Consider the following 12,410-nt stretch of genomic DNA (forward strand, 5'->3'; position numbering starts at 1 on the left):
ATGACACGATTCGTCCGATGGTACGGCTCAGGCCCCCTGCATCTGCTCGTCCTCATCGCCTCGTTCGCCCTCACCGCCTACGCGATGGTGCGCCTCTTCGCGGTCCGGCCGCTGGAGGTGGTGATCTGGTTCGTCGGCGCGGCAGTCCTCCATGACCTCATCCTGCTGCCCCTGTACTCGCTGGCCGATCTGTCTGCCCTCTCGGTACTGCGTCATCGCACCGCCGACGGACCGGCAGTGCCGTGGATCAACCACCTGCGCGTCCCCGCCTTCCTGTCCGGCCTGCTCCTGCTGGTCTGGTTCCCTCTCGTCTTGCGGCTCGCCGTCCCCTACCCCGGTGACACCGGGCTCTCCGACCGCGTCTACCTCGGCCGATGGCTGGCGATCACCGGGGTGCTCTTCGCCGCCTCCGCAGTGGCCTTCGCGATCAGACTTCGCCGCGCCCGGCGAGCCGACCGCGGCGACGAGGACCTGCCCGCCACCGGCCATGGCGCCGCACCGTGACCGCCGACGAGGACAAGCCGTACGGCACCGAACAGGACCCCTACGCACTGGCCCTGCGACCCGGCCGCGGACCTGTATATCTGCGGCTGGTCGACGGGCGCCGGATCCGGATGCCCGTGCACCGCTGGCACGAGCAGCCCACAGCAGCCGACACGACCGTGCTGGAACGCTGCGTCGGCCCAGTCCTGGATGTCGGCTGCGGACCGGGTCGGATGTGCAGAGAGCTGCTGAGCCGGGGAGTCTTCGCTCTCGGGGTCGACATCGCACCTCACGCGGTGGCACTCACCACCGTCCAGGGCGGGCTCGCACTGTGCCGGTCGGTCTTCGACCGTCTGCCGGCCGAGACCGGCTGGCAGACGGTTCTGCTCATCGACGGCAACATCGGCATCGGAGGCGACCCTCACAGCCTGCTGCGCCGTTGCGGTGGACTCATGGCCCCGGCGGGACGCCTGGTCATCGAGGTCGATCCCGATGACGTCGAGGACCTGTGCACGGCGCGGTTCGAGGACCCCCAGGGCCGCAGCGGTCCACCTTTCCCCTGGGCGCGGCTGGGACGACGCGCGCTCCACAAGGTCGCCGAGGACCTCGCCCTCAGCGTCACCGACCAGTGGACGAGCGGACACCGCTGTTTCCTCACCCTGGCTCATCGGAGATCTGGCCGCGGAAACAGCGGGGATGACGCTGACGGAGCGGCCTGAGCCGTCTGCAGCGATCAACGACGTCATTGTTCCGATTCCTGCATCGGGCTCCGTCCCGACCAACCACGAGCCGGCCGGAGTGGTCGCAGCCGTCGGCTGCGGCACGACGAAGCTGTCGGTCGGGCAGCGCGTGTTCGGCCTCGACGACTGGCACCGTGACGGCACCCTGGCGGAGCACGTGGCGATCGAAGCACACAACCTCGGATCGCTGCCCGACGCCGCCTGGGAGATGGTGCCCGCCGAGCGCCACCTCGCCGCCTCCGTGGACTGGCACCCGGAACACGGCGACCGCCGCCAGTACCTCACCTTCACCTCACCCGGCCTGGACCGCGACGGTCTGTCGGCCCTGCTCGGCCCGTGCCTGCTCAGCGACGACGAGTACGCGGCGGGCCGGGACCGCTGGAAGCAACTCCCTTATGCCATCGATGGCTTGCTCGACCCCGTGACCTGAAGGAGAGGACCGACCACCCCAGCGCACCAACCCGCTGGACGCCGCCGGAATCACCTACATCGACTACAAGGACACCGACTTGCTGCGGAAGTTCATCTCCGACCGCGGCAAGATCCGCAGCCGTCGGGTGACCCACATGACGCGTCAGCAGCAGCCGCAGGTAGCACAGGCCATCAAGAGCGCACGTGAGATGGCGCTCCTGCCCTACGGTTCCCGATAGGGCGATGGGTGCCGGACCTTCCGTTACGCCCTGTACCGGTAGCGGATCCGGCCGCGGCTGAGATCGTAGGGGCTGAGTTCCACGAGCACCCGGTCGTACGGGAGGATCTTGATGCGATTCTTGCGGATCTTCCCGCTGATGTGGGCGAGCACAGTGTGCCCGTTCTGGAGTTCCACCTTGAAGGTGGCGTTGCGCAGGCACTCGATGACGGTGCCTTCGGCTTCTACGCCCCCTGCTGCCTTTGTCATGGTCTCTCACTTCTTCCGTTGTATGACGAGGAATTCGGTAGGAAAACGGTCGCTCGGTGCGATGTGGTGGCGTGTCAGCGCCGGACGAGCTCCAGGGTGCTGGCCGCGCGCCGGGCACCGATGCTCTCGAACAGGGCGGTGGCCGCCGCGTTGGACTCGTCCACCTCGGCCCAGGCCGAGACGGTCCCGGAGCGGTGCAGGGTGCCGAGCGCGTGGGCCAGCAGCGCCCGGGCGATGCCGCGGCGGTGTCGATCGGCCCGGACGGCGATCAGCCCGATCCGTGGCTGCCGGGTCAGCGGCCCCACCCGGACCAGTCCCACGTACTCGACAACATGCCTGGCCACCGCGTACTTCGACGGATCGAGCACAGTGACCCCCGCCGGGCGGGGCAGCACCTCGGCCGGCATCGTCTGCCAACCGACGGCTGCCTCGATCTCGTCGCGGATGCGGCGGTCCAGGGCGCGCAGCGGGCCCTCCTCCGCCTCACCGGTGGGCACGATCGTCACGCCGGACGGGGGCCGTACCGAGCCGAGCCCGGTGATCTGCGGGTCGGTGGACACGAGATAGCCCCACTCACGGCGTGCGGTGGCGAAGCCGGCCCGCTCCCAGGCGGACCTCGAGCCGTGGTCGGCCTCGTCGACGACGGTGTACAGCGGTGCCGGCAGGTCCGCCAGCATCGCGTCGGCGATGCGGTCGAAGACCGCGCCGTGCCACGCGTCGATGCTGACGAAGAGCCGCCCGTCGGGTCGACGCGAAGCGACGCCGCGGCCGATCGTCAGGTCGTCCTCCACAGCGTGCCATTGCGTGTCCGAGACCCGCGTGACCACAACCGGATGGTTGTCCGTGCCCGGAGCGGAATGCGCAAAGTTCATAGGTGTTGCCTCTCAGGAGTGCCTGGTCCGAGGCGCTCCCGGCGACACCTACGTCAATCGCCCACCGTGACGACATGGGGGAGCACCCACAGGGATACCGCCTTCATGGGTCTCACCTCCTCGCGTTCTCTCACGGCCACCCAGACGCTATCAGCGGGGGCCGGTCAGCCCAACGCATTTATCCGGAGCTCCTGGTGTCCATACCTCAGGGGTCCGCCACGAGTTCGGGATGCTCATGCTCGCAGGTGCCCTCGATGCCGTAGGTGTCCCAGGCGGGGAACGGGTCCGTGGACGGCAGGCTCTCGCCGTCGGCCATGAGGCAGTCGGCCAGTGCCGCGTGCAGCGGACGGCTCGAAGCGTGCGACGGAGCCGGCCTGCGACCACAGGCAGCTGGGCTGTTCATGGTCGCGGAAGCTGCGACGGGACTATGTGCACCGGGCGGGCCGCACCGCCCGCGCCGGTGAGTCCGGCAGCGTGGTCACGTTCGTGCCGGCGGGCCGGCGCCGCGAGACGAGCCGCATGATGGCCGGGGCCGGCATCGAGCCGACCGTCACCAAGGTGCGCTCGGGCGAGGCGGAGCTGAGCCGGATCACCGGCGCCAAGACTCCCTCCGGGATCCCGCTCGACGGCGAGCCCGCCGTCCCCCGACCCAAGAACACCAACGCTCCCTTCCGCGGCCTCGGCACCAGCAAGGGCACCTCCCGTGGCGCCGGCGGGCGAGGCCCGCAAGCTCGCCGAGGTTCGCAGGGCCGCCCTCGTGCATCGCAACGGCTGAGAGCCGTTGCCCTGGCAGCCTGGCCACGGGATCGACAACCGTCGGCCCGACCCGAAGCCGTCCTGTGTGCCTCACCTACGAAGTCGACGCCTTTGGCCGGGTCGTGTCCCTTCTCGTGGTGCAGCCGATCAAGGTGGCGGAATCGCCAGGTCACGGCTCGATTTCCCTCCCCGGAGGCGCTGTTGGGGCTCACCGAGCCGTTACCAGCGGCGATCGCCAGGAAGTCCGCAGTGGCAGATACCGGACGGCTCCGAAGCGGAGCCGCCAGACCGTGATCGGCTACACCACCACGAGGGACACGACCTTTGGCCGCGAGACGGATGCCCGCCGAAACGGAGCAGGATGATGCTGCCGGCGCCTCGCACTGCGCCCGGCATGACAAGCTGTGCTTGCCCACCCCCCCGAACCCAGGAGGTCACCATGACCGCAGAGCCCGTATCGACGGAAGGTTCGGAGCCGGCTGCCCCCGAGACGTCCGCTCTGGAGCCGGACAGCGACGGCAACTACGACCTCAAGCGCAAGTTCCGCGAAGCCCTGGCGCGCAAGCGCGGTGTGCAGGCGGATGCCGCTGATATGGCCGCCAAGTCCGATGCATCAAAGGTGCGTTCGGCGCACGGCCCGGCTGCGAGCCAGCGGTCGTTCAGGCGCAAGAGCGGCGGCTGAGTCGCTGAGTCCCTCGATCCAACCGCTTCACCGGCATTCGCGCCATCCACTCGCGCGTTCCGTGCAGTGGCCCGCGACGCGCGCATGCCCGTGCGCGCGTCGCGGGCGGGGCGTAGCCGGCGGACTCGCCTGCGGGAATGCCCCAGATGCGGTTGATTCGGGTCGGTGGCGCCGTGGAACTGGAATTCCGGGATGAGGGCACGGCTTGTCCGAGGGCACGCGGCCGGTGTTGCGCACCTTGCGTGCCCCTGTACCGCTGCGAAAAACGACTGCGGCTGTTGTCAGTTCCTCGCCGTCCGGACCTGAGGCTCGTACGGCGGGCCACAGCACCGTCTCTTCCACGAAGGCACGGCTGAAGACCAGCTGCACCGCCTGCTTCAGAACGCGTTCCCGCTGGTGAAGGTTGTCGAGGGTCAGGTAGTGATCCGTCAGCCACCGTTTCGTCGTGCTTACGGCGTTGCCGCACCAGGATGCTGCTGTTTCCACCGAGCTGATCGACGGTCTGGTCCTTGATGGTCTTCGAAATGGCCGCTCCCGTGCGTGCGCCGGAGACGGGCCGTGACGCTTGCCGGACAGAGAAAGACCGTCAGACATGACGCTCATTTGACGCTCCGGCTGCCTCACAGACCGCGCCCAAGGCAGGAAAACCCCATGTGACCTGCAGATTCTCCTCCCGTCCACACACCTTGTGACGTGTTTCCGATGACGCATCACGTGGGGTGCGTGGCGATTCTGGAGCCTGCGGACAAGGGCGCCTGACCTCGGGTCCGTGAGCCAGGCGCTTGTAACGATCAGGCGGCGACGAGCTCCTGCTCACGGTCCGGCGTCTTGACCTCGGGCTTCTTGTTCGGCAGCGAGAGCCGGAAGACCTTGCGCCACGCGGAGAACACCTGTTTGGGCAGTGGCCCGGTGACGTACTCCAGCTCGTACTTCTCGAACAGTGCGCGCACCTTCACCGCGACCTCGGCGTACCGGTTGCTCGGCAGGTCGGGGAAGAGGTGGTGCTCGATCTGGTGCGAGAGGTTGCCGGTCATGAAGTGCATGGCCTTGCTGCCGCTGATGTTCGCCGAGCCCATCATCTGGCGCAGGTACCACTGGCCGCGCGTCTCGTCCTTGATCGACCGGCGCTCGAAGACCTGCACGCCCTCGGGGAAGTGCCCGCACATGATCACGGAGTGGGACCAGATGTTGCGGACCAGGTTCGCGGTGAAGGTGGCGGCGAGCGTGGTGAGGAACGACGGGCCCGACAGCAGCGGGTGGATCACGTAGTCCTTGAGCACCTGCTTGCGGATCTTGCGGCCCACGGCCTTGGCCCGCGCGCGGAACTCCGGGTTCTTGCGGCGGCGCTTGTGCAGGTTCTTGCCGAGCTCCAGGTCGTAAGCTGCGATGCCGTACTCGAAGAAGCAGGCGTTGATGAAGTTCCACAGCGGCTGGCCGAGGTGGAACGGGTGCCACTTCTGGTCCTCGTCGACGCGCATGATGCCGTAGCCGAGGTCGTTGTCCTTGCCGATCACGTTGGTGTACGTGTGGTGCAGCTCGTTGTGCGAGTGCTTCCACTGGTCGGCCGGCGAGACGTGATCCCATTCCCAGGTGGTGGAGTGGATCTTCGGGTCCCGCATCCAGTCCCACTGGCCGTGCAGGATGTTGTGGCCGATCTCCATGTTGTCCATGATCTTCGCCACGGACAGCCCGGCGGTGCCGATCAGCCACGCCGGCGGGAAGATCGAGAACAGCAGCACACCCCTGCTGACCAACTCGAGCTTGCGCTGCGCCGAGATGACCCTACGGATGTAGGCGGCGTCCTTCTCCCCGCGGCCGGCGATCACTTCGTCGCGGATCGCGTCCAGCTCGCGGCCGAGCTCCTCGATCTGCTCCGCCGTCAGGTGGGCGGTGGGGTCAATGGCGGTCAAGGTGCTCCTACCGTTCGATGTCGCAAGGGCCCGCCGCGGCGGACACACAGGTCTGGATGAGGACGCCCGGCTCGGCCTCGGTGATCTCGCCGGTGCGCAGGTCGCGGACGGCGCCCGCCTTGAGCGGCGTGACGCAGCCGAAGCAGATGCCCATGCGGCACCCGGAGGGCATGAGCACGCCGGCCTCCTCGCCGACGTCCAGCAACGGCGTAGCGCCGTCCGCGTCGACGGTCTTACCGGTGGCGCTGAACGTGACCTCGCCGCCGCCGTCGCCGGCGACGGCGATGCCGAGGCGGAAGCGTTCGGTGTGCAGGCGCTCTTGGACGCCGTGCTTGCTCCAGTGCTCTTCGGCGGCGTCGAGCAGGCCCGGGGGCCCGCAAGCCCAGGTCTCGCGCTCGGCCCAGTCGGGCACGAGTTCGTCGAGACGGGCGATGTCGAGCATGCCGTCTGTGGCGGTGTGTACCTCGGTGAGCCGCAGCTTCTTGTCCGCGACCAGGTCGTGCAGTTCGTTGTGGAAGATCACGTCCTGCGGCCGTGGCGCGCAGTGGACCATGACGACGTCGTCGAACTCGGTGTCGCGCAGCATGCCCATCACGGGTGTGATGCCGCTGCCGGCTGTCAGGTAGAGCACCTTGGCGGGCGTGGCCTGCGGCAGCACGAAGTCACCGGTCGCCTGGTCGAGCTGGATCAGCGTGCCCGGTTTCGCCCTGCGGACCAGGTGGTTGCTGACCTTGCCGTCCGGGATCGCCTTCACGGTGATCGTGACGCGGCCGTCCTGGCGGTTCGTCGGCGAGGTGATGGAGTAGGGACGCCACAGGCGAACGCCGTCGACGTCGACCCCGATCCGCACGTACTGACCGGCCGTGTGGCCGCGCCAGCCCCGTCCCGGCCTGATCACGACAGTCGCGGCGTCATCCGTCTCGGGGTGCACGGCCTCGATGCGCCCCCGCAGGTCGGCGCCCGCACGCAGTGGGCTGACCAGGTCGAGGTAGTCCGACGGCAGCAGCGGCGTCGTGACCATCTCCAGCAGTTTCCACGCCCTGCTGCGAAGGGCTGCACTCGTCATGACTCCAGCTTGCTGCGTCTCAGGGCGTAAAGTCCTGACCGTAGGGCGTGAATCTGGTGGGTGGAATTGTTCGCAGGGAATAAAAACGTGAGTCGTGTGACCCAGAGGGCCAGCGAACTGGCCCTGGATGAGACGACGGTCACCGCACTTCGGGCCGCGCTGAAGACCACCGCCGACGAGGTCGTCCAGGCGATCATCGACGAGGTCCCTTCCTACGCCAACGCCCTTTCGGGCCACATGGGCGGCACCATCCGCCGAGCCGTTCGCACCGCCCTCGGGCACTACCTGGACCTCGCGAGCGGGAACGCCGCGAGCGGCGACGGCGGTGACGCGGCCTACGAGCTGGGCCGCGGCGAGGTGCGCGACGGCCGTTCGATGGACGCCCTGCTCAGCGCCTACCGCGTCGGCGCCCGCGTGGCCTGGCGATGCCTGGCAGCGGGCGCCGTGCCCGCAGGTCTGCCCGCCGCCGAGGTCGCCAAGTTCGCCGAGCTGACCTTCGCCTACATCGACGAGCTCTCCGCCGCGAGCGCCGCGGGCCACGCCGACGAACTGGCCGCCCGGGGCAGGGCCCACGAGCGCCACCTGGAACACCTGGCCCGCGACCTCCTCGCCGGTGCGAGCCCGGACGTGCTGCTGGCCTCTGCTCAACGGGCCGGATGGCAGCCTCCGGTTACGCTGACGGCGGTCCTGCTGCCCGCCGCCCAGGCCCGGCCTGCCTACCGCGCGCTCGACCCGAGCACCCTCGTCCTCGACGATCTGCCGGACGCCACCGGTGTGCTGCTCGTCCCCGATTCCGACCGATCACATCTCGTGCGGCAGCTGACCGACCGCACCGCCGTGGTCGGCCCGGCCCGGCCATGGACTCGTGCGTCATCCTCGTACGCACGAGCCGCACGCGCGCGCTCCCTCTCCTCTGATATCCGCGACACCGAGGACCACCTGCCCGAGCTGGTGCTGAGCGCCGACGTGGACGCGTTCGCAGACCTGCGTGCCCGAGCCCTCGCACCGTTGCGGACCTTGCCTGTCGCGACCGCACGGCGGCTGGAGGAGACGTTGCGGGCGTGGCTGCTGCACCAGGGCAGGCGGGACGAGGTGGCGGCGGCGTTGTTCGTCCATCCCCAGACCGTCCGGTACCGGATGTCGCAGCTGCGGGAGCTGTTTCCGGATCTCGCATCGCCGCACCGGGTCCTTGAACTGACCCTGGCGGTCGGTCTTCGGGCCAGTTGACGCGTACTTCGACCGTCCACGAACTCCCGGCGGATCCCGGCATCGTGCTCGGTGTCTACCTGGACGTCCTTGCAGCCGGGACGGTTCGGGTGGGCGACGCGATCAAGGTGCAGCAGGCCGGCTGACAGGGAGCGTTCCACCACGAGTCGCCCACCTGCCGATCCGTCAGGCCCGCGTCGTGACGCCCGTTCGACTCTCTGGGCACCCACATGCATGGCGATGGGCCAGGAATTGAGATCTGACCTCGGGTTTTCCGTCCCTGCTCGGTCGTGAGAAGGAGACGCGGTCCCACGAGCGGCTCGGAGCGGTCGGTGTCGTGGTGGCCAACGCCGGCAGCGCTGTAGGCGGGTCTTTCAGCCGCACCGATGCCGAGCTGTGGCGACGCGTCGTCGACGTCAACCGACCGCGGCATTCGGCTCCGCTCCGATGACGAGCGCGTACTGCGCGTCCAAAACAGGTGCGGAGTCCTTCGCCTTGGTCCTACGGGGTGAGGTCGCCCCGGAGGGGGTCGCCGTCGCCATCGCCGATCTGCACTGGACCGGCACCGACATGATCGCCGGAATGGACGAGCACCCGGTGCTGAAAGCCCTCCGCCGGCACCAGCCGTCCTTCGCTCGGCGGGTGCACAGTCCGGCGCAGGTGGCCGACTGGCTCCGCCACCGGCATCACGCATCGCGTCCGGAACATCTACGCGCCCCCGTGGCTGCGCTGGTGCCAGCCCTTGCGGCCGCTCTTCCCGTGCGCGGTCGGCCGCATCACCCGGCGCGGACTGCGGGAGGGATCGACCGACGAGGTCGGTGCCGATGTCGAAGTCCTCGGGGCGGGTGGCCGTGCCGACTGGACGTCGGTCAGGCCCGAGACCTGAACCGCGGGGCCGGGAGGCGTCCAGAGGGTGCCCGACAGACAAGCCACGAGGCTCGGTAGGACCCCGGTAAGTACCTGTATGGGCCCTCGTGCCGTGCACGGCTTCAGTGCACTACCCGAGGAGTGGTTTCCCAGGGCGGAAGAGGCCGTGGGGCCCCAGGCGGGTAGGTGGTCGCCATGGACGAGGATGACACGGACGCGGCGCTGCGAGCGGCGCTCGACCAGCTGGCGTTCGCCACCCGGAGCGCGGCGGCGCTGTCGAGCACGCTGGACGCGGTCGAGGGGCTCAGGCGGGTGCGCCGCGTGCTGGTGCCGGGACTGGCCGACTGGTCCGCGGCCGATCTGATGGACGAGGACGGCGCCGTCGAGCGGGTCTGTGTCTCACACCGTGACCCCAACGCGGCCCCGACCGGCCTGACGGGACCGTTGCCGCCGGTGTCGGAGACGGCGACAGGCCCGCTGTCCCGGGTGCTTCGCGGCGCCGGCCCCCTGCTGTTGTCGGCCGGGCGGCTGCCGACCGCGCAGGAGGCGTCCGATCCGCTGCACACCGCATCCTGCAACCGTTCGCCCGACTCGGGGGAGACCCCGTGAAGGATCCTGCGGGAGCGGATCACGGCTCACATGACCATACGATCGAGCGCCTGTCGTACATCGCGGCAGGGCATTCGGGTGTGGGGGACTCGGGAGGGGGCCCCAGGGAGTGGGCCGCGTTCGGCAGCGTATCCATGGGGCTGGCTCGACTCAGGCTCCTCCGGTTCAGCCAACGAGCCGGGGGAGCCGCTGACAGGATCGCAGTGGTGACGACCGACGACGATGCCCATGGCGTCGCCGATGGTGTCGGGTGGTGACGGCCAGTTCCGTCCGGATGTCGGGTGGGCGTTCGAGAGGGCGACCCCGCGTGGGAGGCCGGCCGCAGACCTCTCGTCTCGGCGGGCACCCGTGCACGGTTGCGGTCGAGCGCTTCGCGTTGCACGGGCTGACGAAGCCGGTCGGGCGAGGGCGGCGACCTACTCGCGTGTGCGGGTACTCGAAGAGGAACCCATCGGGGTGCCGACGTCTCTGTGACCCGCGGGCCCGGGGGCCGCGGGTCACAGGTGTGGTCTGTGCGGAAAGGACGGCGGCGACGTGTCGGAGGGCCTGAAGTCCGGCGGAGAGCACGAGCGGCGGCTGTCCGCGGGGGAGGCCGCTCTGTGGCAGCAGGTGGTCGAGCAGCTGGGCACGGCCCTTGCCGTGATCGACCCGGCCGGGCGGATCGTCGCTGTCAACCCGGCCGCCGAGCGGCTTCTGCAGCGCGCGGCAGGGTCGGTGTACGGGCGGGATCTGCACGACCTGTGCCATCGCGACCCAGGAGGTGCCCTCGTCCCGCGGGACCGCTGCCCGCTGCTGCGGGCACTGGCCGAGGGGCGTGCGGCGCGCGGGGACGACGACAGGTGCCTGCGTGGTGACGGGCGGCTGGTCCCGATCTCCTGGTCGGCCACCCCCCTGGCGGACGACGTCTTGGGCGTCTGCCTGGGCATGGTCGTGCTGATCGTCGAGACCGCCGCGGACCGCCGTGCCGGCAGGGAACGAGCGGAACGCGCCGAGCAGTCGGAACGGGTGGAACAGGCGGAACGAGCCGCTCGTACGAGCGCGCTGGAGAGTCTCGCCGAGCGGCTGACACTCGTCGCGGAGATCACCGACGTGCTCGGTCAGACCTTGGACGTGGACGAGGCCCTCGCCCGGTTGAGCCGCGTCCTTGTCCCCCGCCTCGCCGACTGGGCCGCGGTGGACCTGCGGGTCGGCTCCCGTCAGGTGCACCGAGTGGCCGTGACCGGTCCGGAGGGCCGTGCAGCCGGGCAGGAGGACTGGCGCGGTCATCTGCCCCCGGTCGGGGAGGCGACCCACTCGCCCCTGGTCCGGGTACTGAACGAAGGCGCTCCCGTACTTCAGAAGCGGGTGGACCTGGACGCACCCCCCGACTCACCGCTGGCCGCCGTCCACGACGCCTTCCTCGGAGCAACCGGCGCGGCATCCGCCATCACGGTGCCGCTCGGCAGCGGACGGCAGGTCACCGGTGCCCTGACGCTGGTGCGCACCGACCCGGCACGGCCCTTCGACACCGGCGATCTCGACGTGGCCGGCGACATCGGCCGCCGGGTCGGTCTGGTCATCGACAACGCGCGCCGGTTCGGCCGGCAGCGCGCGGTCGCCGAAGCCATGCAGCGCAACCTCCTTCCCCCGCTGCCCGCGCACGGCCGGTTCCAGCTGGCCGCCCGGTACCAGCCCGCTCCGCCCGGCTCCCAGGTCGGTGGTGACTGGTACGACGCCTTCGCGCTGAGGGACGGCACGCTCGCCCTCGTCATCGGCGACGTCGTCGGGCACGATCTGACCGCCGCGGCCGGCATGGCGCAGCTGCACGGCATCCTGCGCTCCCTCGCCTGGGACCATGCCGAGCCGACCGGTGCCGTCGTGGACCGCCTCGACGACGCCCTGCACGCCATCACCATCGTGCGGATGGCCACCCTCGTCCTCGCCCGGGTGGAAGGTCCGGACACCGGCCCCTGGACGCTGCACTGGACCAGTGCGGGGCACCCGCCGCCCCTGCTGCTGACCCCCGACGGGAACGCGCGGTACCTCGAAGCCGGGCAGGGACTCATCCTCGGAACCGACCCGTGCGCCCGCGATCCTCGCCCGAGCGCCTCCCCCGCGCTGCCACCGCGGTCCACGCTCCTGCTCTACACCGACGGCCTGATCGAAGTCCCCGGCAGCGATTTGACCAGAGGGCTCAGCCGACTGCGTCGCCACGCTCTCGCCCTCGCCCACGAACCTCTGGACATTTTGTGCGACCAGCTGGCGGCCCGGACGCCCCTGAGCAGCACGGACGACGTCGCCCTTCTCGCCCTGCGCCTGCCCGTGCCCTGACCGGGCCGAGG

At 69.8% G+C, this 12,410-nt stretch carries 12 protein-coding genes and 4 pseudogenes; 11 read left to right on the forward strand and 5 right to left on the reverse strand.

Annotated elements, in window-relative coordinates:
* From ACZ3KP_RS13490 to rpsR, 4 genes and pseudogenes are all read left to right on the forward strand, one after another.
* Window positions 1-504, forward strand: a complete 504-nt coding sequence (locus ACZ3KP_RS13490) for a hypothetical protein (RefSeq protein WP_467499269.1) — start codon at window positions 1-3, stop codon at window positions 502-504.
* Entirely contained in the window at window positions 501-1,202 is a 702-nt protein-coding gene (locus ACZ3KP_RS13495) for a class I SAM-dependent methyltransferase (protein ID WP_467499111.1), read from the forward strand. The genes ACZ3KP_RS13490 and ACZ3KP_RS13495 overlap by 4 nt, the downstream gene beginning before the upstream one ends.
* Window positions 1,203-1,401: 199 nt before the next feature.
* Window positions 1,402-1,653 (forward strand): annotated as a pseudogene (locus tag ACZ3KP_RS13500) (cobalamin biosynthesis protein CobW); the annotation flags it as partial.
* 34 nt (window positions 1,654-1,687) lie between these two features.
* Entirely contained in the window at window positions 1,688-1,873 is a 186-nt protein-coding gene (gene rpsR / locus ACZ3KP_RS13505; protein ID WP_467499271.1) for a 30S ribosomal protein S18, read from the forward strand.
* A gap of 23 nt (window positions 1,874-1,896) precedes the next feature.
* Here the strand turns inward: rpsR and infA are convergent, their stop codons facing one another.
* The 3 genes and pseudogenes from infA to ACZ3KP_RS13520 form a co-directional block, all read right to left on the reverse strand.
* On the reverse strand, window positions 1,897-2,121 hold the full coding sequence (gene infA, locus ACZ3KP_RS13510; RefSeq protein WP_358980350.1) for a translation initiation factor IF-1: 225 nt from the start codon (window positions 2,119-2,121) through the stop codon (window positions 1,897-1,899).
* 74 nt (window positions 2,122-2,195) lie between these two features.
* Window positions 2,196-2,993 (reverse strand): GNAT family N-acetyltransferase, encoded by a 798-nt coding sequence (locus ACZ3KP_RS13515; protein ID WP_467499113.1) that lies wholly within the window; start codon window positions 2,991-2,993, stop codon window positions 2,196-2,198.
* A gap of 205 nt (window positions 2,994-3,198) precedes the next feature.
* Window positions 3,199-3,379: pseudogene (locus ACZ3KP_RS13520) on the reverse strand (GTP-binding protein); the annotation flags it as partial.
* A gap of 34 nt (window positions 3,380-3,413) precedes the next feature.
* Between ACZ3KP_RS13520 and ACZ3KP_RS13525 the strand changes: the two are divergent.
* Together ACZ3KP_RS13525 and ACZ3KP_RS13530 are read left to right on the forward strand one after the other, a co-directional pair.
* Window positions 3,414-3,768, forward strand: a pseudogene (locus tag ACZ3KP_RS13525) (DEAD/DEAH box helicase); the annotation flags it as partial.
* Window positions 3,769-4,188: 420 nt separating this feature from the next.
* Entirely contained in the window at window positions 4,189-4,431 is a 243-nt protein-coding gene (locus ACZ3KP_RS13530; RefSeq protein ID WP_467499115.1) for a DUF5302 domain-containing protein, read from the forward strand.
* A gap of 791 nt (window positions 4,432-5,222) precedes the next feature.
* Here the strand turns inward: ACZ3KP_RS13530 and ACZ3KP_RS13535 are convergent.
* Window positions 5,223-6,341, reverse strand: coding sequence for a fatty acid desaturase family protein (locus tag ACZ3KP_RS13535; protein WP_467499117.1), 1,119 nt, complete (start codon window positions 6,339-6,341; stop codon window positions 5,223-5,225).
* A 7-nt stretch (window positions 6,342-6,348) separates the two neighbouring features.
* Window positions 6,349-7,407, reverse strand: a complete 1,059-nt coding sequence (locus tag ACZ3KP_RS13540; RefSeq protein WP_467499119.1) for a ferredoxin reductase — start codon at window positions 7,405-7,407, stop codon at window positions 6,349-6,351.
* 87 nt (window positions 7,408-7,494) lie between these two features.
* Between ACZ3KP_RS13540 and ACZ3KP_RS13545 the strand changes: the two genes are divergently transcribed.
* From ACZ3KP_RS13545 to ACZ3KP_RS13565, 5 genes and pseudogenes are all read left to right on the forward strand, one after another.
* Window positions 7,495-8,634, forward strand: a complete 1,140-nt coding sequence (locus ACZ3KP_RS13545) for a PucR family transcriptional regulator (protein ID WP_467499121.1) — start codon at window positions 7,495-7,497, stop codon at window positions 8,632-8,634.
* Complete coding sequence (locus tag ACZ3KP_RS13550; protein ID WP_467499123.1) at window positions 8,631-8,759, forward strand: hypothetical protein; 129 nt, start codon at window positions 8,631-8,633, stop codon at window positions 8,757-8,759. Before ACZ3KP_RS13545 ends, ACZ3KP_RS13550 begins: the two co-directional genes overlap by 4 nt.
* Before the next feature lie 173 nt (window positions 8,760-8,932).
* Window positions 8,933-9,499 (forward strand): annotated as a pseudogene (locus tag ACZ3KP_RS13555) (short-chain dehydrogenase); the annotation flags it as partial.
* A gap of 176 nt (window positions 9,500-9,675) precedes the next feature.
* Window positions 9,676-10,089: a hypothetical protein gene (locus ACZ3KP_RS13560; protein WP_467499125.1), complete on the forward strand. Its 414-nt coding sequence runs from the start codon at window positions 9,676-9,678 to the stop codon at window positions 10,087-10,089.
* A 534-nt stretch (window positions 10,090-10,623) separates the two neighbouring features.
* Window positions 10,624-12,399, forward strand: coding sequence for a SpoIIE family protein phosphatase (locus ACZ3KP_RS13565; RefSeq protein WP_467499127.1), 1,776 nt, complete (start codon window positions 10,624-10,626; stop codon window positions 12,397-12,399).
* Window positions 12,400-12,410 lie beyond the last annotated feature (11 nt).

It is taken from the genome of Streptomyces sp. NPDC020958 (assembly GCF_055562175.1).